21 protein-coding genes are annotated in these 20,469 nt (G+C 62.8%); 10 read left to right on the top strand and 11 right to left on the bottom strand.

Translation table 11 applies throughout. From position 1 onward, the window contains the following. Positions 1-472: 472 nt before the first annotated feature. The gene (locus C8J36_RS18925) at positions 473-1,684 is read left to right on the top strand and encodes a CaiB/BaiF CoA-transferase family protein (protein ID WP_132536928.1); all 1,212 of its coding nucleotides are present in this window, start codon (positions 473-475) and stop codon (positions 1,682-1,684) included. A 26-nt stretch (positions 1,685-1,710) separates the two neighbouring features. After that, positions 1,711-2,826 (top strand): extracellular solute-binding protein, encoded by a 1,116-nt coding sequence (locus C8J36_RS18920; RefSeq protein WP_132537050.1) that lies wholly within the window; start codon positions 1,711-1,713, stop codon positions 2,824-2,826. Positions 2,827-2,837: 11 nt separating this feature from the next. Here C8J36_RS18920 and C8J36_RS18915 read toward each other — a convergent pair whose 3' ends face one another. Both C8J36_RS18915 and C8J36_RS18910 read right to left on the bottom strand, forming a co-directional pair. Then, entirely contained in the window at positions 2,838-3,692 is an 855-nt protein-coding gene (locus C8J36_RS18915; RefSeq protein ID WP_132536927.1) for an amidohydrolase, read from the bottom strand. A 94-nt stretch (positions 3,693-3,786) separates the two neighbouring features. Beyond that, a complete protein-coding gene (locus tag C8J36_RS18910) occupies positions 3,787-4,584 on the bottom strand; it encodes an IclR family transcriptional regulator (RefSeq protein WP_132536926.1) in 798 nt (265 codons plus the stop codon). 224 nt (positions 4,585-4,808) lie between these two features. Here C8J36_RS18910 and C8J36_RS18905 point away from each other — a divergent pair, with 224 nt between their 5' ends. The 6 genes from C8J36_RS18905 (at position 4,809) to C8J36_RS18880 (ending at position 10,770) form a co-directional block, all read left to right on the top strand. Continuing rightward, the gene (locus C8J36_RS18905) at positions 4,809-5,906 is read left to right on the top strand and encodes a Gfo/Idh/MocA family oxidoreductase (RefSeq protein WP_132536925.1); all 1,098 of its coding nucleotides are present in this window, start codon (positions 4,809-4,811) and stop codon (positions 5,904-5,906) included. Position 5,907: 1 nt separating this feature from the next. Beyond that, positions 5,908-6,357, top strand: coding sequence for a MaoC/PaaZ C-terminal domain-containing protein (locus C8J36_RS18900; protein WP_062596968.1), 450 nt, complete (start codon positions 5,908-5,910; stop codon positions 6,355-6,357). A gap of 9 nt (positions 6,358-6,366) precedes the next feature. Continuing rightward, the gene (locus tag C8J36_RS18895) at positions 6,367-7,101 is read left to right on the top strand and encodes an SDR family oxidoreductase (protein WP_132536924.1); all 735 of its coding nucleotides are present in this window, start codon (positions 6,367-6,369) and stop codon (positions 7,099-7,101) included. Positions 7,102-7,141: 40 nt separating this feature from the next. Further along, positions 7,142-7,987, top strand: a complete 846-nt coding sequence (locus C8J36_RS18890; RefSeq protein WP_132536923.1) for a fumarylacetoacetate hydrolase family protein — start codon at positions 7,142-7,144, stop codon at positions 7,985-7,987. Positions 7,988-8,014: 27 nt separating this feature from the next. Then, the gene (locus C8J36_RS18885) at positions 8,015-9,292 is read left to right on the top strand and encodes an L-fuconate dehydratase (protein ID WP_132536922.1); all 1,278 of its coding nucleotides are present in this window, start codon (positions 8,015-8,017) and stop codon (positions 9,290-9,292) included. A gap of 107 nt (positions 9,293-9,399) precedes the next feature. Beyond that, a complete protein-coding gene (locus C8J36_RS18880; RefSeq protein WP_132536921.1) occupies positions 9,400-10,770 on the top strand; it encodes an IS1182 family transposase in 1,371 nt (456 codons plus the stop codon). A 139-nt stretch (positions 10,771-10,909) separates the two neighbouring features. Here C8J36_RS18880 and C8J36_RS18875 read toward each other — a convergent pair whose 3' ends face one another. Together C8J36_RS18875 and C8J36_RS18870 are read right to left on the bottom strand one after the other, a co-directional pair. After that, positions 10,910-11,302 carry a hypothetical protein gene (locus C8J36_RS18875; RefSeq protein ID WP_132536920.1) on the bottom strand — a complete coding sequence of 131 codons (393 nt, stop codon included), beginning with the start codon at positions 11,300-11,302 and terminating at the stop codon, positions 10,910-10,912. Positions 11,303-11,375: 73 nt separating this feature from the next. After that, positions 11,376-13,043 (bottom strand): methyl-accepting chemotaxis protein, encoded by a 1,668-nt coding sequence (locus C8J36_RS18870; protein ID WP_132536919.1) that lies wholly within the window; start codon positions 13,041-13,043, stop codon positions 11,376-11,378. Between the two features lie 837 nt (positions 13,044-13,880). Here C8J36_RS18870 and C8J36_RS18865 point away from each other — a divergent pair. Then, positions 13,881-14,657 (top strand): FadR/GntR family transcriptional regulator, encoded by a 777-nt coding sequence (locus C8J36_RS18865; protein WP_132536918.1) that lies wholly within the window; start codon positions 13,881-13,883, stop codon positions 14,655-14,657. Between the two features lie 44 nt (positions 14,658-14,701). Further along, positions 14,702-15,850, top strand: coding sequence for a galactonate dehydratase (dgoD, locus tag C8J36_RS18860; protein ID WP_132536917.1), 1,149 nt, complete (start codon positions 14,702-14,704; stop codon positions 15,848-15,850). 144 nt (positions 15,851-15,994) lie between these two features. Here the strand turns inward: dgoD and C8J36_RS18855 are convergent, their stop codons facing one another. The 7 genes from C8J36_RS18855 to C8J36_RS25635 form a co-directional block, all read right to left on the bottom strand. Continuing rightward, the gene (locus tag C8J36_RS18855) at positions 15,995-16,438 is read right to left on the bottom strand and encodes a flavin reductase (protein ID WP_245506638.1); all 444 of its coding nucleotides are present in this window, start codon (positions 16,436-16,438) and stop codon (positions 15,995-15,997) included. Between the two features lie 77 nt (positions 16,439-16,515). Beyond that, entirely contained in the window at positions 16,516-17,316 is an 801-nt protein-coding gene (rutD, locus tag C8J36_RS18850; RefSeq protein ID WP_132536915.1) for a pyrimidine utilization protein D, read from the bottom strand. A gap of 74 nt (positions 17,317-17,390) precedes the next feature. Then, positions 17,391-17,774: a pyrimidine utilization protein C gene (rutC, locus tag C8J36_RS18845; protein WP_132536914.1), complete on the bottom strand. Its 384-nt coding sequence runs from the start codon at positions 17,772-17,774 to the stop codon at positions 17,391-17,393. Between the two features lie 41 nt (positions 17,775-17,815). Next, entirely contained in the window at positions 17,816-18,556 is a 741-nt protein-coding gene (gene rutB / locus C8J36_RS18840) for a pyrimidine utilization protein B (RefSeq protein ID WP_062596977.1), read from the bottom strand. Beyond that, positions 18,553-19,647 (bottom strand): pyrimidine utilization protein A, encoded by a 1,095-nt coding sequence (rutA, locus tag C8J36_RS18835; protein ID WP_132536913.1) that lies wholly within the window; start codon positions 19,645-19,647, stop codon positions 18,553-18,555. Before rutA ends, rutB begins: the two co-directional genes overlap by 4 nt. A gap of 505 nt (positions 19,648-20,152) precedes the next feature. Then, entirely contained in the window at positions 20,153-20,278 is a 126-nt protein-coding gene (locus C8J36_RS25640; RefSeq protein WP_277995980.1) for a hypothetical protein, read from the bottom strand. Positions 20,279-20,313: 35 nt separating this feature from the next. After that, positions 20,314-20,442 carry a hypothetical protein gene (locus C8J36_RS25635; protein ID WP_277995981.1) on the bottom strand — a complete coding sequence of 43 codons (129 nt, stop codon included), beginning with the start codon at positions 20,440-20,442 and terminating at the stop codon, positions 20,314-20,316. Positions 20,443-20,469 lie beyond the last annotated feature (27 nt).

Here is a 20,469-nt window from a genome sequence, read left to right as displayed (position 1 = left end):
AACGTGACGATGCTGTCATGGCGCCGGTTCGATCGCGGCGGGCAGGCATTTGTCATCATTTGAACGCGTATGATGCGCCGCGATGCTGCCGAGCGGCGGCCGCATTCCGATCCAGTCGTCCCGTCTCTTTGGCGAAGGACAGCGCCGAGGTTAGGCTCTGCGCCCAGCCGAAAACCTTCTGAACTGCCGTTGATGTCGTGCCCGTCCGAGATGACGGAGAGACTGTCGCGTTCGGACGCGTTTTTCCGCGTCCCTTGCGGTCCGGAGCGGCACGCTCCTGCGCGATTGTCGCCCCTTGTAAATGTCATCCATATGTGAACACTATATTCACATAAGAAAGTGATGAGGCAGGCCAGAGGGAGATGTACAGCGCCTCGCTGCTGGCACGCTCCCGCCAGGAACAGTCTGGCCAGCCGTCCGATCGCTCCTCTGAAAACCTCGGCGATCTCGCCGTCATCGAAAAGTCAGCGTCATGCCCCTGTCCGATCTCCCGACCTCCGTTTCCTCCTTCGCGACCACAACGGAGACCGCGGATTCAGACCTTCCCTTGAGCGGACTGCTCGTCTTGGATATGAGCCAGTTCCTGTCCGGTCCCTATTGTTCGCTGCGGCTGATGGATCTCGGCGCCCGCGTGATCAAGATCGAGCGGCCCGATGGCGGCGATCTTTCGCGGCGGCTTTATCTGAGCGACACCGAGATCGGCGGCGATTCCACGATCTTCCATGCGATCAACCGTGCCAAGGAAAGCCTCGCGATCGATCTGAAGAACACGGACGACCTTGCAGCGCTCCGCAAGTTGCTGGAGAGCGCCGACGTCGTCATCCAGAATTTTCGCCCCGGCGTCATCGAGCGGCTTGGGCTCGACTATCCCAAGGTCAGGGCGATCAATCCGCGCATCGTGTTCTGCTCGATCAGCGGCTACGGCAATGAAGGCCCCTGGGTGTCGCGGCCCGGTCAGGATCTTCTGGCGCAGTCGCGCTCGGGCGTCATGTGGCTGAACGGCGACGAGGGGCAGGGGCCGGTGCCCTTCGGGCTTGCCATCGGCGACATGCTGGCCGGCGCGGCCGCAGCGCAGGGTATCCTTGCCGCCCTCGTGCGCCGCGGGGTGACGGGCAAAGGCAGCCATGTGGAAACGAGCCTTCTCGAGGCCCTGGTCGATCTGCAGTTCGAAGTCCTGACCACGCATCTGAACGATGGCCGTCGCCTGCCGAAGCGCTCTGATTTCCGCAGCGCGCACGCCTATCTCTCCGCGCCCTACGGCGTCTATCCCGCAGCCGACGGTTATCTCGCCATCGCGATGACGCCGATCTCCAAGCTCGCGGACCTTCTGGAGATGGACGAGCTCGCGCTGTTCCGCGACGACCCGGCGAGCTGGTTTACCGCGCGCGACGCGATCAAGGCGCTGATCGCCAAACGCATTTCCGAAAAGACCATCGACGAATGGCTCGCCATCCTGGAGCCGGCCGATATCTGGTGCGCCAAGGTGATGGACTGGAAGGAACTGATGGAAAGCGACGGCTTCCGCCATCTCGACATGCTGCAGACGGTGTCGCGCGACGATGGCGTCTCCATTCACACCACGCGTTCGCCGCTGCGCATCGACGGCGTCCGGCCGACGTTCGGGCGTGCCGCTCCGAAGATCGGGGAGCAGAGCGCCGCCATCCGCAAGGAGTTCGGCCTGTGAGCGCGCAAGGCATCGCCCTCAAGGGCATGACCTGGAACCATCCTCGCGGTTACGATCCCCTGGTCGCCTGCGCGCGCCTCTGGCAGGAGCAGACCGGGGTCGCCGTCACCTGGGATAAACGATCCCTGCAGGATTTCGAGACCTATCCGGTCGAGGAGCTGGCGCGCGCCTACGATCTCATCGTCATCGACCATCCGCATGTCGGCCAGATCACGCGCGAGAATTGCCTCGCGCCGCTCGATGTTCCGGAAAAGGTGGCCGAGGCCGAAGCGCTTCGCGCAGGCAGCGTCGGCGCATCCTTTCCGAGCTACAACTGGCAGGGCCGGCAATGGGCGCTCCCGATCGACGCCGCTACGCAGGTGCAGGCGTTCCGGCCGGATCTCCTATCCGCACCTCCGCAGCGGTGGGAGGAGATGCTGGATCTCGCGCGCAGGGGCCTGGTGCTGCTGCCTCTTCGCCCGCCGCACAGCCTCATGAGTTTCTATACACTGGCGGCCAACCTCGGCACGCCGTGCGCCGTCGAGGGTGGTCAGCTCATTGTACCGGAGGCCGGTGTGGCCGCGTTCGAGGCGCTGCGGGAGCTTGCCGCCCTTGTCCCAGAAAAATGTTTCGAGATGGACCCGATCGCCGTCCTCGAAGCCATGGCGGATACCCGCTCGGCGCATGCCCTGTCGCCGCTGATCTACGGCTATGTCAGCTATGCCATGAAGGGCTTCCGGGAAAAGCCAATCCATTTTCACGACATACCGTCCGCGGGTCACGAAGGGCCGGTCGGCTCTGCCATCGGTGGCACCGGCATCGCTGTCTCCGCCTTCTCGACATCGCCGGAAGAAGCGCTCGATTTCGCCTACTGGATCGCGAGTGGCGATGTGCAGAAGGGGCACTATGCCGCGTCCAGCGGGCAGCCGGGACACGCCGCAGCCTGGGAAGACGAGACGGTGAACGCCGCGACCGCCGATTTCTATCATGCCACGCGGGCAACGCTGGAGGCGGCCTGGGTTCGGCCACGCCATGATGGCTACATGCCGTTCCAGCAGGCAGCCTCTGAGACGATCAATCGCGGCCTTCTGGAAAGGCGGCCGGCCCCGGCGGTCGTCGCCGAGCTCAACCGCCTGTTCCGCGACAGTTTCAAGGCGCGCTAGTCACCTCGTCTTCACCCCCGCCTGGGGAGGTCGAGGCTCCAGAGCTTCAGGGCGTTGCCGGCGAGCAGCGCGTGGCGCTCGGCATCGCTGCTGGTTGCCAGCAGCGCATGCGTGGCGGCAACCCAGGTCGAGAGACTGCCGGCGAGCGTGCAGACCGGCCAGTCACTGCCCCAGACCACCCGGTCCCAGCCAAACTGCAGGATCGCGGTTTCCACGTAAGGTCGGATCGTTTCCACCGACCAGCTGTCGGGATCCGTATAGGCGATCAGCCCGGAGATCTTGCAAACGACGTTCGGCCGGCGGGCAACGTTCTTCAGCTCGTCCCGCCACAGCGACATGTCGCCCGAACGGATATCGGGAACGCCGCAATGGTCGAGGATGAACGTCACGTCCGGCGCGAGGTCGGCCAGCGCGGCCGCATGACCGAGCTGCCGCGGCAGGGTGCAGAGATCAAAGGTGAGGCCGGTACCCCCGAGACGTTTGATGTTGTCACGAAAAACGGCGCTTTCCGAAAGCGCGTCGGGCATGACGTGCAGGACGCGGCGAAACCCCTTGACGAGCGGATTGTCGCGCTGGCGCTCCAGCGTTGCGGGAAACGTCTCATCCTCCGGCCGACAGGCGGCGATAGCGCCGACGATCAGGCTTTCGGGCGTTGCTGCCAGTTGCCCGACATGCCGCGTCTCCGCCTCGATCTCGTCAGCGGCGACATCGACCTCCATGTGCAGGCTTGCGGCGATACCGCAACGGAGCGCTTCCTGGCGATAGGTTTCGTAAAGATAGTCCCGATCCAGCGCCGGCACTGCGGAAAGCCAGGGATAGGTGAGCGCCGTCTTGTCGATCAGATGAAGATGCGTGTCGATGATCATGGATGCTCCTCCCCGGGCAATGCGCGCGCAACACTCTCACAGGCAGGCAGAGGTTTCAAATAAGAATGCGGTCGCCCGCCGACAGTGCGGAGCCTCAAGCCTCCGTCGGTGCATCGTGCTGCACATCGGAGCCTGCCAGAAGGGAGAGCTGCTCGGCGGTCTTCTGCAGGAGAGAGATCGTGGTCGAGATGTCCGGCGCCGTCGGTGCGTTGACGAGGCTGATATAGGGAACGGTCAGAGCGGCGATGCTGCGGCGGTCCGGCCCGAGAATGGGCGCCGACAGGTTGAACACGCCAGCCGTCTGGGCGCTCGCCATCATCTCGTAGCCGCGGGCGCGGATCTCGTCCAGGCGCGCGAAGAACTCCGGCGTCAGCCCGATCTCCGTCCGGCTCTTCACATGTTCGGAGATCATCATCTCCCGTTCCTCCGGCGGGCGAAAGGCGAGGAGCACATGGCCCGAGCCGGTATCGAATAGACTGATATGCGAGCCGACCCGAATGGAAATGCCCCAGTAATCCGGGGCTTCCTGTTGCGCGATGACGACGGCCGAGCCACGATCGAACACCGCAAGCTGGTTTGCCTGCCGCGTCCGCTGGGCGAGATCGCGCATCAGCGGCGTCGCATAGGCGGCGAGACGACGCGTCGGCGCGTGCAATTGCGCCAGTCCGAACAGCTTGAGCGTCAGCGAAAATCGGTCGCCATCGATGCGGGTGATGTAGCCGCGCCGCAGGAGGCGATCGAGCATTCGGTAGAACTCGTTGGGGCTGCGATTGAGTTTTTTGGAAATCTCCGCCTGCGTCAGCCCGCCATCGACACCGGCCAGAAGCTCGAGGATATCCAGCCCCTTGTCCAGCGCCGGTGCGCGGTAGCGATCGTCTTCTGCGTCCGACATGTCGGATCCCCTGTGAATATCGAATTCCATATACGAAGATCGAGAGGCCGACAAAGCAAACTTGTGCTTGACGCTGCATGAGAATAACGTTTGTATATGAATGAACTTCTCGTGGATGAGAGGAGCGGCTTCCGAGGAGGCATTCGGTGGAGAAAGCCTCATGAAGACGCAGCCGTGCGACCCGTGCATTCCCGAATGGGCAATGATGGAAAAGGTCTTCCATCATGACTGAGACCCGCCGGAACAGCCCGGACTTCGATCCCGCGAGCTTGCAGCAATGGTGGCCGCAGCCGAGCCGCCCGCGTCCGATCGCCATTTTCGGCGCCGGCAGCATCGTTGGCGATGCGCATTTGCCCGCTTACCAGAAGGCCGGTTTCCTAGTTGCCGGGCTCTACGATCCGGACCTGGAGAAAGCCCGCGCGATGGCCGCCCGCTTTGGGGTCGAGGTCTTTTCCTCCGCCGAGGAGGCCGCCGCCGTCGAGGGCGCGATCTTCGATCTGGCGACACCGCCCGCAGCTCATGCGCGCAGTCTCGCTCTGCTCCCTGAGGGCGCTTATGTCCTCATCCAGAAGCCGATGGGTGCGGATCTGAATGCTGCGACCGAGATCCTCGATCTCTGCCGGCGGCGCAAGTTGCAGGCCGCCGTGAACTTCCAGCTTCGCTTCGCGCCGATGATGCTGGCATTGCAGGACGCCATCCGGTGCGGATATCTCGGCGATGTCGTGGATATCGACGCCCATCTGGCGCTGTCGACACCCTGGGGCCTGTGGCCGTTTCTCAAAGGGCTGCCACGCATCGAGATCGCCATGCATTCGATCCACTATCTCGATCTCATCCGCGGCCTGCTCGGCGACCCCCAAGGCATTCACGCAAAGACCATCGGCCATCCCAACCACGATGTCGCGCAGACGCGCACGAGCGCGATCCTCGACTATGGCGACCGCGTGCGCTGCGCCCTGTCGATCAATCACGACCATGATTTTGGACGGACGTTTCAGGCCAGCGAATTCCGCATCTGCGGCACCAATGGTGCGGCCTATGTGAAGCTCGGGGTCAATCTCGACTATCCTAGGGGCGAGCCGGACGAACTCTGGATCTTTCCAGCCGGCGGTGATGGCTGGGTCGAGATCCCGCTTGAAGGCACCTGGTTTCCCGACGCCTTCATCGGCCGGATGGCGAATTTGCAGCGCTTCGCGCTCGGCGAGGACGAGACGCTGGTCGGCGCGGTGGACGACGCCTGGCGGACCATGGCACTGGTGGACGCCGCCTATCAATCCAGCGCACAGCCGGCGACGCCCGTGCGTCCGCTGCCGGAGGCCTGAGATGATCGAGCAGACGCTGTATTTCGAAGATTACGACCTCGGCCACGCGCGGCTGACGACGGGGCGGACCATCACCGAGACGGATTTCGTCGTACATGCCGGCCATACCGGCGATTTCTTTCCGCATCATATGGACAGCGAATTCGCAAAGACCCTGCCCGGCGGGCAGCGGATCGCGCATGGCACGATGATCTTCTCGATCGGCATCGGAATGACGGCATCGCTCATCAATCCGGTCGCCTTTTCCTACGGTTACGATAGGTTGAGGTTCGTGCGCCCGGTGCATATCGGCGACACGATCAGGACCCGGGTGACGATCTGCGCCAAGGAGGACGATCCCAAGCGGGCGGACAGGGGCCGGGTCATCGAACGCTGCGAGGTGCTGAACCAGCGCAACGAGGTGGTGCTGGCCGCAGACCATATTCTGCTCGTCGAACGAAAACAGAAGTAGGAGAAACCCATGACGACGACAATGACGGGCAGGACGGTGTTGATCACCGCCGCGGCCCAGGGGATCGGCCGGGCGACGGCTCTCGCCTTCGCCAAGGCGGGCGCGACCGTTCACGCGACCGACATCAACCTCGACATCCTGTCCGAGATCGCCAACGAGCCGGGCATCCTCACGCACAAGCTCGACGTCCTCGACGAAGCCGCGGTCAAGGCGATCGTCGCCGAGATCGGTGCCGTGGACGTGCTCTTCAATTGCGCCGGCGTCGTTCATTCCGGCTCGATCCTCGATATGCCGGACAAGGATCTCGACTTCGCCTTCGACCTCAACGTCAAGGCGATGATCCGCACCATCCGGGCGGTCCTGCCGGCCATGATCGAGCGCAAGGATGGCGCCATCATCAACATGGCCTCCGTCGCCTCCAGCATCAAGGGCGTGCCGAACCGCTTCGCCTATGGCACGACGAAGGCCGCCGTGATCGGCCTCACCAAGGCGGTTGCCGCCGATTATGTCGCGGCCGGCATCCGGTGCAATGCGATCTGCCCGGGCACGGTCGAAAGCCCCTCGCTCGAAGGACGCATGCGCGCCCAGGGCGACTACGAGACGGCGCGCGCCGCCTTCATCGCCCGCCAGCCGATGGGCCGGCTCGGAACGGCGGAGGAGATCGCCGATCTCGCCGTCTATCTCGCCGGCGCCACCTATACGACCGGCCAGGCCTATGCCATCGACGGTGGCTGGTCGATCTGACCGACCGCCCGCCCTTTCAAAGAACTGCAAGGATAATTCCATGAAATTCGTTCGTTACGGTGCCGAGGGCGCCGAGAAGCCCGGTCTGATCGACGCAGCCGGCGCCATTCGCGACCTCTCGGGTCATATCTCCGATCTTTCCGGCGCCGCCATCGATCCCGATGCGCTGGCGACACTTGCCTCGGTCGATCCGGCATCGCTGCCGCTGGTCTCTGCCGACGAGCGGCTCGGCGCCTGCGTGGCCGGCACGGGCAAGTTCATCTGCATCGGTCTCAACTATTCCGACCACGCCGCCGAAACCGGCGCGACCGTGCCGCCCGAGCCGATCATCTTCATGAAGGCGACCTCGGCGATCTCAGGTCCGAACGACGATCTCCTCATCCCGCGCGGCTCGGAAAAGACCGACTGGGAGGTCGAACTCGGCATCGTCATCGGCCGCAAGGCCAAATATGTGAGCGAGGCGGAAGCGCTCGATTATGTCGCTGGCTATTGCACGATCCACGATGTCAGCGAACGCGCCTTCCAGACGGAACGCTCGGGCCAGTGGACCAAGGGCAAGTCCTGCGACACGTTCGGGCCGACCGGGCCCTGGCTGGTGACGAAGGACGAGGTTCCCGATCCGCAGGATCTGCGCCTCTGGCTGACGGTCAACGGCGAGACGATGCAGGACGGCACGACGAAGACCATGGTCTACGGCGCGGCCTATCTCGTGTCCTATCTTTCGCAGTTCATGTCGCTGCAGCCGGGCGATATCATCTCGACGGGCACGCCGCCCGGCGTCGGCATGGGCATGAAGCCGCCGCGCTACCTCAAGCCCGGCGACGTGATCGAACTGGGGATCGACGGTCTCGGTTCGCAGCGCCAGACCGCCCGCGCTGACGCCTGATCTCCCTTAACTCTCTCCGGAGCCCCCATGACCCGCATTACCGACCTGCGCGTGTTCGACCTGCGCTTTCCGACGTCCCAGAGCCTCGACGGCTCGGATGCCATGAATCCCGATCCGGATTACTCGGCAGCTTATGTCATTCTCGACACGGACACGCCCGGTCTCTCGGGTCATGGCCTGACCTTCACCATCGGCCGCGGCAACGAGATCTGCTGCATGGCCATCCAGGCGATGCGGCATCTCGTCGTGGGCACCGAGCTTTCCAAGGTTCTGGAAAATCCCGGCCGCTACTGGCGGCATCTGACGAGCGACAGCCAGTTGCGCTGGATCGGGCCTGAGAAAGGCGCAATGCACCTGGCGACCGGTGCGGTCGTCAATGCGGTCTGGGACCTGCTCGCCAAGCAAGCCGGCAAGCCGGTGTGGCAGATGGTCGGCGAGATGTCGCCGGAAGAGATCGCCGACATCGTCGATTACCGCTATCTCACCGACGTGCTGACCCGCGACGAGGCGATCGACATCCTCAAGCGCGCCGAGCCCGGCAAGGCCGAGCGCATGGCCATGCTGCGGACGGAAGGCTATACCTGTTACACGACGTCGGCCGGCTGGCTCGGCTACGACGACGACAAGCTGCGCCGGCTCTGCCAGGAGGCGATCGACGCGGGGTTCAACCACGTCAAGATGAAGGTGGGCCGCGATCTCGAGGACGATATCCGTCGCCTGACGATCGCGCGCGAGGTGATCGGCCCCGATCGCTATCTGATGATCGACGCCAACCAGGTCTGGGAGGTCGGCGAGGCGATCGACTGGGTCAAACAACTCGCCTTCTGCAAACCGTTCTTCATCGAGGAACCGACGAGCCCCGACGATGTCGCCGGCCATCGCAAGATCCGGCAGGCGATCGCGCCGGTCAAGGTCGCAACCGGCGAGATGTGCCAGAACCGCATCATGTTCAAGCAGTTCATCGCCGAGGGCGCGATCGACATCGTGCAGATCGACAGCTGCCGCATGGGCGGGCTGAACGAGGTTCTCGCCGTCCTGCTCGTCGCTGCGAAATACGAGCTGCCGGTCTGGCCGCATGCCGGCGGCGTCGGGCTGTGCGAATATGTCCAGCATCTCTCGATGATCGACTATATCGCCGTGTCCGGCACGAAGACCGACCGCGTCATCGAATATGTCGATCATCTGCACGAGCATTTCCTCGAGCCCTGCGTGATCGAAAATGCCGCCTATATGCCCCCGACCCAGCCGGGATTCTCCATCGAGATGAAGGCGCAGTCGATTGCGGATTATACGTTCAAGGGCTGATCGAGGGCTCTGCTTCTCGTGAGTTTCCGAAGCCGGGCTGTTCGCAGCCCGGCTCAGACTGCTGACAAACCCCTGGCCACAGCCGGGGGTTTATGATTCACTGGGACATGTTGAAGAAACCTGCTCCCGAACAGACGGCTCTTGAGATGGTGACGCTCGACAGCCTGGTGCCGAAGGATCATCTGCTTCGCAAGATCGATGCGGTGATCGACTTTTCCTTCATTCATGATCGCGTTGCCGGTCTTTACTGCGCCGACAACGGGCGGCCGGCGCTCGATCCGACGCTGATGTTCAAGGCGCTGTTCATCGGCTACCTGTTTGGCGTGCGTTCTGAGCGGCAGTTGGTGCGCGAGATCGAGGTGAATGTCGCCTATCGCTGGTTTCTTCGCATAAAGCTGACGGACCCGGTCTTCGATGCCTCGACGCTCAGCCAGAACCGTCGCCGTCGCTTCAAGGATACCGACGTTGCGCAGGACATCTTCGACGCCATCGTCGAGCAGGCGATCCGTCATAGTCTGGTTGATGGCACGGTGCTGTATACGGATTCGACGCATCTGAAGGCCAATGCCAACAAGGGCAAGTCCGATCTGGAGATGCTCCAGAAGTCGCGGGCCGATTACTGGGCCGATCTCGACCGGGCGATCGAGGCCGAGCGCGCGGCGCATGGCCAGAAGCCGCTGAAGGCAAAGGCGCGCGAGCCGGAGGTGAAGGAAGCCAAGGTCAGCCGCACCGATCCGGAGGCGGGCTACATGGTGCGCGACGGCAAGCCCAAGGGCTTCTTCTATCTCGATCATCGCACCGTCGATGGTCGCCATGCGATCATCACCGATACGCATGTGACGCCAGCCAATGTGCATGACAGCATCGTCTACCTGGAGCGGCTCGACCGGCAGCGCCAACGCTTCGACTTAGCGGTCGGCGCGGTGGGGCTCGATGCGGGCTATGCCACATCCGGCATCGCCAAGGGTCTGGAGGATCGACAGATCCTTGGTGTCACCGGCTATCGCAATCCGACCCCGCCCAAGGACGGGATGATGCGCAAGTCGACGTTCGTCTTTGAGCCCGAGACAGACGGCTATCGCTGTCCTCCGGGCCAGTTGCTCCCCTACGCCACCACCGACCGCAACGGCTACAAGCACTATCGCTCCGACCCGACCATCTGCCGCGACTGCCCGCTTCTGGCGTCCTGCACATCCAATGCCAAGGCAGAACGGACCATCACCCGCCATGTCTGGGCCGACGCGCGCGAACGAACGGATGCCAATCGCAAAACGCCTTGGGGCAAGGCGATCTATAAGCGACGAAAGGAGACGGTCGAGCGCTCCTTCGCCGATGCAAAACAGCTTCACGGGCACCGCTATGCCCGCTTCCGCGGCCTCATCAAGGTCAGATGGCAATGTCTGCTGGCCGCAGCCGCGCAGAATATCAAGAAGATCGCAACCGCAATGACCAAAGCCCCCAAGCCAGCCTGGGGATGAGGCCCGCGCCCCTGTCTCTGATAAAAAACGCACCGAAAAAACACCACCTGCGCGCGCACCCCAGAAACGACAAAAACCCGCCGAAAAAATCGACGGGTTTGTCAGCAGTCTGAGCCGGGCTGTTCGCAGCCCGGCTTTTTCATGCGCGAGAGAAGCGCCGCGTACGGGCAGTGGAAGAAGCACATTTCATAGAAGCCGCCGCCATCGACGACGATCCGTTCGATGTCACCGTCCCAGGTCGTGGCGCCGGGGACATGGGCCTGCCATTCCCCAAGAAAGGTCCAACGTGCACTGTTCGTGTGACGAAATGGCGGATCGGTCCGAGCTCTTCCCGTTGCCGGAGAAGCACGGCAAAAAACCGGGTCGCCGAATGCACCCGGAGCCCACCGTCTGCCGATCGCACGATCGTCATCCGCACCGGCAGGGGAAGAATGCCCATGGCCATCATCGGGCCGCTGTCGACGATCCAGACATTTTCGGCGATCTGTTTCGGTCGGTCGAGCGGTGGATCGGTGTTCTGTCTGGTTGGCATGGCGCGATCCTCTGTTCGCGCCACAACCGCCATTGCGCCGGCGGGGTCCCTGCGGGGCGTGATGCCCGGCCGTTCAGGCGACGCGGCGCAGTCGCGGCTCGCTGTAGGTGAAGACTGCGAGAAGCTGGCGAAGCGCCGTCGTCTGCGCCGCCAGTTCCACGCTCGCAGCCGTGCTCTCTTCCGCCATGGCGGCATTCTGCTGCGTCGCCTGGTCCATGGCGTTGACCGCGATGTTGATCTCGCGAAGGCCGACCGCCTGCTCCCGACCCGCCTGGACGATCGCTGTAATATTGACGTCGATCAGGCCGACCTTGCTGACGATGTCCTCCAGCGCCCGCCCGGTCTGGCCGACCAGATCGACGCCGTTGCGCACGATGCCGTTCGAAGCGGCAATCAGGGCGCCGATCTCCTTGGCTGCCTGCGCCGAACGTTGCGCCAGTTCGCGAACCTCCTGCGCCACGACGGCAAACCCTCGGCCCGCCTCGCCGGCACGTGCGGCTTCGATGCCGGCGTTGAGCGCCAGCAGGTTCGTCTGGAACGCGATCTCGTCGATGACGCCGATGATGCTCGTGATCGATTGCGACGAAGAGGCGATTTCGGCCATGGCGGAGACGGCGCGCTCGACCACGGCACCGGAACGCTCGGCGCCGCTGCGCGTCTGGTTGACGAGGCTGCCGGCTTCCTGCGCCCGGGCGCTCGTGTCGTTGACGGTGGTGGTGATCTCTTCGAGTGCTGCGGCCGTCTCCTCGAGGCTTGCCGCATTCTGTTCGGTGCGGCGCGACAGGCTCCCGGCGTTCTGGCTGATCTCGTTCGATCCGTCTGCGATGGCAGCGACGCTGATGCCGATATTCTCCATCGTGCTGCGCAACTGCGCCATCGTCGCATTGAAGTGATGGCGGAGGTCCTCCATCGAGGGGACGAACGACCTGTCGAGCGTGTGGGTCAGGTCGCCGTCGGACATCGCCTTCATCGCGCTGCCGATCTCGGCGATGGCGCTCATGCGCTCGGTCACGTCGGTCGCGAACTTGACGACCTTGCAGACCTTGCCGCGGGAATCCAGAATCGGATTGTAGGCGGCTTGAATCCAGATTTCCTTGCCACCCTTGCCGATGCGCACGAATTCGTTCGCGATGAATTCTCCGTCGGCCAGCCTGGTCCAGAAGCTCTTATATTCCGGCGTGGTGACATGATCTTTTCGGCAGAACATGCTGTGATGCCGTCCGGCGATCTCGCTCAGCGCGTAGCCGAGCGTCTTGCAGAAATTCTCGTTCGCCGTGATGATCTCGCCGGTTGGGTGGAATTCGATGACGGCTTGAGAGCGCGAGATGGCATCGAGCTTGCCGGCATCCTCGATGGCCTTTTCCTTCGCCGCGGTGATGTCGGCGGCGAATTTTACCACCTTGTAAGGCTTTCCGTTCTTCATCACGGGATTGTAGGTCGCCTGGATCCAGATCTCGCGACCGCCTTTGCCGATGCGCTTGTAGGCTCCGGCGTCGAAGGTGCCGCTGCCCAGCCGCTTCCAGAATGCCCCGTATTCGGGGGAGGCCGCCGTCTGGGGATCGCAGAAGAGACGATGATGCTGGCCGACGATCTCCCCCATCGTATAGCCAAGCGCCCGGCAGAAATTCTCGTTCGCCCGCAGGATGTTCCCCTCGAGGTCGAATTCGATGATCGCCTGAGATTTGGAGAGCGCATCCGAGATATCGGATCCCTGTCCCGCGGCCTGGTTCAATCCAAACATGTGCCCCACTCGTTTCTCAAAGGTTCGTCACTCTGTCGACGCGAAGCTCCCGCGCGCCGCAGACCGTCGCCGATTTCAGTTGCTGCCGTTCGAAGAATGAAACCCCATGGACGACCGCCGTCCCTGAGTGATCTGCAGAGACCGTCGCGGTCGGTCAGTCGGGATATGCCAAGCAATGTCTCGAAACGCGCGGCCCGCGCCAATGGCGGGTCTGACCGCAGCAGGCGCTGCGGCGTCACGCAAAACACGTGACATGTTCAACATCCCCAACCTCAAAGTTGCCGTTCAACCAAGCCCCCTCGGTCAACCGTAAGTTTGCGCTTAATTGTCTAATGGCCCGTTAACTGCCGAGCCCCTTTTCCTTGCATGTATCGCGCATTTCTATCTGAAGTTATTATCATCCCGTAAAATCATCATAAACGAGCCGTTCGTGGACGCACCGTCTCGGTGTCCGGACGATTATGTGCAATCGCGGCGCCTTCGTACCGATCCAGGCGTGTATTACCCTCATCGACATTCCACCACGTTTCTTTAAGAAATACCTTATATATACGGCTGTCCGTCCAGAGGGACGTCTTTTCCGCGCGGCCGGCGGCTCGGTCACCATCGACGGATGCGTTTTAACGTACGTTTGGCCCGCAAGCTGCGGCTGGCAGGCATGACGGCCGTCGCAGACACACTGTCGATATCATCATATTCATAAATCATCTTGTATGATGATTGGATATCTGCTGTTATCGTTGCCAGGCGCGATGATCGGCGAAAGCAGACCCCCGCGTCACGAAGCACACTTGCCGCGGTGCGGCGGAATCGGATCGAACCCAGTTGGAGGCGTTGATGAGAAGACCGCGGGATCGTGTCGTATTTCTGACGGAGACGCCCAGCAGCGACGCCGCGGTCAAACGTCCGCGCGTGCAGAAGAACGTGACGCGGTCTCTGGCCACCGATATCTGCAACGATCTCTTTCCACCCAACGGCATGTTGCCGACGGAAGGCGAACTTTGTATCCGCTACGGTGTCAGCCGCACGGTGATCCGGGAGTCGCTCAAGATTCTCGAATCGAAGGGCATGGTGCGCGGGCGCTCGCGCATCGGCACCCAGATCTGCCCGCGTGAGGACTGGAACCTCCTCGACCGGCAGGTGCTGGAATGGATCGGCCCCCGCATCTTCGATCTCGATCTTCTCCAGAGCATCCTCGACGCGCGCCGCGCGACGGAGCCCTATGCCGCGGAATTGGCTGCCGAGCGCGCGACCGTACAGGAGATCGCGGACATCGAGAGCGCGTGGCAGCGCATGAAAGAGGCCGAGGGTGATGTCGAAGCCTTTACGGCGGCCGATGTCGCGTTTCACACCAATCTGATGAAGGCGAGCCACAACCAGGTCTTCATGCAACTGTCGAGCATCATCCAGGCCGCACTCGAATTTTCCCTTCACGCCTCCAACGAGGCTGTCGATGCCAGGGACGAGGCGGTGGAAATCCATCGCGCTTTGATCGAAGCCTTGAGGGTGCGGGACAAAGCCGCCGCTCGGGCCTCGTCGTTGCAGATGCTGGATCTTGCGGCTCGCGATCTCGCAACCGCGCTGCGAAAACATCCGCGCCATCCCTCGTCCTGAAACCGACCCCGTCACCGTCAAACGCCAACCTAGAGACAACCTTCATGAAAATCACGAAACTGACCACCTACATCGTGCCGCCGCGGTGGATGTTCCTCAAGATCGAGACCGACGAGGGCATCACGGGCTGGGGCGAGCCCGTGGTCGAGGGCCGGGCGCTGACCGTGCAGGCGGCCGTCCATGAGCTTGAAGACTACCTGATCGGCAAGGACCCGTTCCTGATCGAGGACCATTGGAACGTGATGTATCGCGGCGGCTTCTACCGCGGCGGCGCGATCCACATGAGCGCGATTGCCGGCATCGACCAGGCGCTGTGGGACATCAAGGGCAAGGCGCTCGGCCAGCCGATCCACTCGCTGCTGGGCGGCCAGGTCCGCGACAAGATCAAGGTCTATTCCTGGATCGGCGGCGATCGTCCGAGCGATGTCGCGAACAATGCCCGTGAGGTCGTCGCCCGCGGCTTCAAGGCCATCAAGCTGAACGGCTGCGAGGAAATGCAGATCGTCGATAGCTGGGACAAGGTCGAGCGTGCCGTCGAGACGATCGCCATCATCCGCGAGGCGATCGGTCCGCATATCGGCATCGGCGTTGATTTCCACGGCCGCGTGCACCGGCCGATGGCCAAGGTGTTGGCGAAGGAGCTGCAGCCCTACAATCTGATGTTCATCGAAGAGCCCGTGCTTTCGGAGAACCGCGAGGCGCTGAAGGAAATCGCCAATCATTGCTCGACGCCGATTGCGCTCGGAGAGCGGCTCTATTCGCGCTGGGATTTCAAGCAGGTGCTCTCCGACGGCTATGTCGATATTCTGCAGCCGGATCTGTCGCATGCCGGCGGGATCACGGAATGCCGCAAGATCGCCGCGATGGCCGAAGCCTATGATGTGGCGCTGGCGCCGCATTGCCCGCTCGGACCCATCGCGCTGGCCGCCTGCCTGCAGGTCGATGCCGTCAGCTACAATGCCTTCATCCAGGAACAGAGCCTGGGCATTCACTACAACAAGGGCAACGATATCCTCGACTACGTCTCCAACAAGGAGGTCTTCCACTACGAGGACGGCTTCGTTTCCATTCCGCAGGGACCGGGACTCGGCATCGAGGTGGACGAGGACTATGTGATCGCCCGCGCCGCCGAAGGTCACCGCTGGCGCAACCCGCTGTGGCGTCATTCCGACGGCAGCGTTGCCGAATGGTAGGCGTCCGATCGCTCTAGCTCTTTCTCGTGAAAGCATTGTGCGACACCGAAGCGATCCCGCTTCGGCCGAAAACGCTCCATTGGCCTTCTAGACATCAAAAGCATCCCGACCGCCGGTGCCCCAAGGGGTATCGGCGGTCGGTGTTTACACCGCGTGATAGGCGCGGTCGAAGTAGAACAGCGCCTTGCCCTCCGCGCGGGACGCGGTGGAGACCACGCGGCAGAACAAAACGTCGTGCGTGCCCTGGGCGACCGTGCTTTCGATCACGCAGTCGAAGGAGACGAGCGCGTCGTCCAGTGCCGGGGCGCCCGTTGAGAGGACAGACCAGTCGGCGGCCGCGAAGCGCTCATCCGCCGGGGTCTTTCCGCCGAAGAGCTGCGACAGCGCCTGATGCCCGGCGGTCAGCGTGTTGACGCAGAGCACCTTGTTGGACGTTACGGCGCCGTAAACCGAGGCCGAGCGGTTGAGGCAGACGAGGAGGGTCGGCGGGTCGTCGGTGACGCTGCAGACGGCGGATGCCGCAAAGCCTGTCCGTCCGCCCGGGCCATCCGTGGTGATAATGTTGACCGCGGCGCCAAGCCTCGCCATCGCGCCGCGGAAAGCCGCACGCCGTGCATCGCTGTCTGTGATCTCCGCAAGATCCGTGCGAATGGAAGCGGCAATATTCATGAAGCGTTGACCTTCGTGTAGTTAGAACCGGTGAGAAACCGCTGCAGCCGAAGATTGAAGAGGCCGGGATCGACCACGTTGACGGCATGGCCGCCGTGATCGACGAGATCCAGTGCGGCATTCGGTAGCCCATCGGCCAGCCTTTGCGAGCGCGTCCAGGGAACGAGAAGATCGTCCTTGGTCGCGATCACCAACGTCTCGTGGGGGATGTCGGAAAGCCTGGCATCGACGTCGAACGCGCGGAGCGCGGCGATGCGGCGCAGGACATTCGTTTTGCCTTGAAAATGCGCGATGCCATGCGCTTCGTCCGCCGCGATCCGGTCGGCATGCTCCGCCATCCACGCCGCTGGGTAGAGGAACAGGGGTTGCGCCTTGACGAAGGCGGGCACGCCGGATTTTTCCAGAAGTTCGATGCGGATGTCGAAGCAGCGGCCCGAATGCGGATCGGCCTTGCTCCAGGCATTGATGAGCACCAGACGGCCGACGCGGCCCGGCTGACGCAGTGCGAGATCAAGACCGATCAGTCCGCCCAGCGCGTGACCGACGAAATCGACCTGGTCGATCTCCAGCCTATCGAGAAGATCCAGCACGTCATCCGCCATCGCCGCAATGCCGCCGGTCTCCGGCACCTCGCCGCCCGTTCGCCCCGTGCCGCGATGATCATAGGTCACGATGCGGAAATCACCCGCCAATGCCGGAATCTGCTCCGCCCAATAGGTGCCCGACCCGCCGAGGCCGGAGGACAGCAGGAGGGTGCGGGCGGCCGGATCCGTCCGGCCGTGGAGTTCGAAATGCATGTCCTGGCCCTTCCAGAGCGTTTCTGCTTTTCCTCGAACCGCGAAAACGCGTCGCATGTTTTCTGAGCGCGCCGTCAGCCGATATGGGCGATGGTCGCGATCTCGATCAGCGCGTCGGGCTTGACGAGGCCGCACTGGATGCAGAACCGGGCCGGCTTGTCGCCCGGGAAGTATTCGGCATAGACGGCATTCACGGCCTGATAGTTCGCCCAATCGGTGAGGAAGATGTGGTTCATGGTCACGTCGTCCATCGTGCCGCCGGCGGTCTCGATCACCGACTTGATGGTTTCGAGCACATGGCGCGTTTGCGCGCCGGCGTCGCCGATGTGGACGACGTCGTTGTTCTTGTCGAAGGGCAGGGTGCCCGAGACATAGACGACGCCATCCGCAAGGGTGCCTGGCGAAAACGGGGCGATCGGCTTGTGCGTGCCTTCCGGGACGATGATGGACTTCGGCATGGTGTCTCCTTGAACGAACGAGGCGTTTGTGGTTTCCGGGTTCAGATCTTGTCGGGCGCGACCTGCGAGATCGCGCCGCAGAAATCGTTGACGGTCGATACCCAGCCGAAAAACTTTTCGACATTGTAGACCGTGGCCTGCTGGATGAAATCCGGGCCGAGATGATGCGTCGCATCCTCCAGCATGATCCCGAAATATTCGAGATGGAAGGCATCGCGCAGCGAGCTTTCCACGCAGACATTGGTGGCGATGCCGACGAAGACGAGATTGCGGATGCCGCGCGCGCGCAACACGCTGTCCATATTGGTGTTGAAAAACCCGCTATAGCGCGTCTTCGGCACGAGGATATCGCCCGGCTGGGGCTGCAACTCGTCCACGATTGCATAATCCCATGTGCCCTTGGCGAGGAGCTGCCCCTGCAATTCCGGGCGGGCGCGCATGGTCTTCAGCGCATTCGACTTGTGCCAGTTCGGTGAACCCGGGCCGCCGGCCTCTACATAATCCTTGTCCCAGCCGTTCTGAAAATAGACGACGAGCACGCCGGCCGCACGGGCCGCATCCAGCGTCTTCTTGATGTTGGCGATCGTGCCCTTGGCGCCGGCGATGTCGAAGCCGGCGAGATCGACATAGCCGCCCTCGGTCGAGTAGGCGTTCTGCATATCCACGACCACCACGGCCGTTTCGTTCGGCTTCAGGCTGATCGGCTCTGGCCGCGCCGGCAGGGTGACGCTCTGCACGTGGCGGCGAGGCAACTGGTAGCCGGCGGTGACGGTGTCGCTCATTGTGCGGCCTCCAGGGTCATCGTGCGCACATGCTGGCGGCAGGTCATCAGCGGCTGGATGCGCGTTCCGAAATCCTCGACGCCCTTGAGGAAGTCGTCGAAGGTGAGCAGCACGCCGCCCGTGCCGGGAACCGTCGGCACCTCGTCGAGAAGGCGGGCGACCGTTTCGAAGGAGCCGACCAGCGTTCCCATGTTGATGTTCACGGCCGAGACCGGATCGGCCATCTGGCGGACGTTGGTGTCCGTGCCGGAGCGCGTATCGGCAGCACCCTGGATGCCGAGCCACTGGATCGCCTCCTGATCGGCGCCGGCCTTGTAGTGTTCCCACTTGGCGCGGGCGGCCTCGTCGGTCTCGTCGGCGATGATCATGAAGAGGACGAAGGACGAGACCTCCCGGCCGGTCTTTTCCGTCGCGGCGATCAACCGCTCGGCGGCGGGCGCAAAGGCCTTGGGCGTGTTGACGCCGACGCCGAAGCAGAAATTGTAATCGGCATACTGCGCCGAGAAATCCATTCCGGCCGTGGACGAGCCGGCGCAGATGATCTTCATGTCCGCCTGGGGGCGGGGAGACAGGCGGCAATCCTCCATCTGGAAGAACTCGCCCTTGAGGTCGCTCGTTCCGGTTTCCCAGAGATCGCGCAGGACGGTCGCGTATTCCGCCAGATATTCATACCGCTTCGAAAAATACGCGTCGCCCGGCCACAGTCCCATCTGGGAATATTCCGGACGCTGCCAGCCCGTGACGAGGTTGAGGCCGAAGCGGCCATGGGAAATGCTGTCGATGGTGGAGGCCATGCGCGCCACGATGGCCGGCGGCATGACGAGGCTGGCGGCCGTCGCAAACAGCTTGATGCGGGTGGTGACGGCGGCAAGGCCCGCCATCAGCGTGAAGGATTCCAGATTGTGGTCCCAGAACTCGGTCTTGCCGCCGAAGCCGCGCAGCTTGATCATGGAGAGCACGAAATCGAGACCGTATTTCTCGGCCTTCAGCGTGATTTCCTTGTTCAGCTCGAAGGTGGGCTTGTACTGCGGAGCATTCTCCGAGAGCAGCCAGCCATTGTTGCCGATCGGGATGAAGATGCCAATTTCCAAGGTGCGATCCTCTCGTTGTCCGCCTGAATCCGGCCCCCTGGGCTCGGTTTCCGCGACAAACCTGCACCGAAAAAAACGAAGGCACCAGCGATAAATTTATCAAAAGGTAAAATTTTTATCGTCCGGTAAAAATATGCGTAACCTGTTGGCAGCGTGCTGAAAATTTGACCTGCGCCCGCATAAACCATGGGCAATTTCGCCTCTCGCAGAGGACCATCGGCGCTTTGGAAGAGGCGATCTACAGGCCGCTCAGAACACTGTTCGCAAAGATTGAGGCCAGCAGGGGCCATCCGGAAATTTCGTCGAGGGGGGAGTGTGGCACGTCGTTCCGGCGTCAAGCACAGATGTGGCGTGCGGTGCGCAGTGGGCCCGTCTTGCGGTCCCAGCGCTCCGCGGGAAGGAGATCCGGCAGCGTCGCCATGCAGCGGGCGTCGAGTTGGTGATCCGTCGCAGATCGAGTGACCGTGCCGCTGCGCCTGGCGCATCCGGCACGGTCGTCAGCGTTTCAGCCCTTCTTGCCCGAAGTGGCGGCCTTGACCTGCGAACCCAGCGTCGGTGCAGGGGCTGCGGCTGCCTTGTCCTTCTTGGGCTTGCGGGTTTCCTTGTTGCCGCGAACTTGACCTTTGGCCATGGTGTCCTCCGAAAGTGATTGGGGCTTCGGCTGGCTTACCAGACAAAACCCATGAGCGTGCAGTAGGTGATGAAGATCAGCGACAGAGCGGGCGTTACCTTAACGAGGAAGAGCGCCGTCTGGGATGTGACAGTCGGAACGAATGCGGTCGACGTGGAAGACATAATGTCCCCCTTAGCTTGGGGCCAGGG

The organism is Rhizobium sp. PP-F2F-G48, assembly GCF_004342335.1.
In the GTDB taxonomy this organism is placed as follows: domain Bacteria; phylum Pseudomonadota; class Alphaproteobacteria; order Rhizobiales; family Rhizobiaceae; genus Ferranicluibacter.
The sequence above is the reverse complement of the archived record's forward strand: the minus strand, read 5'-3'. Positions and strand labels throughout refer to the sequence as shown.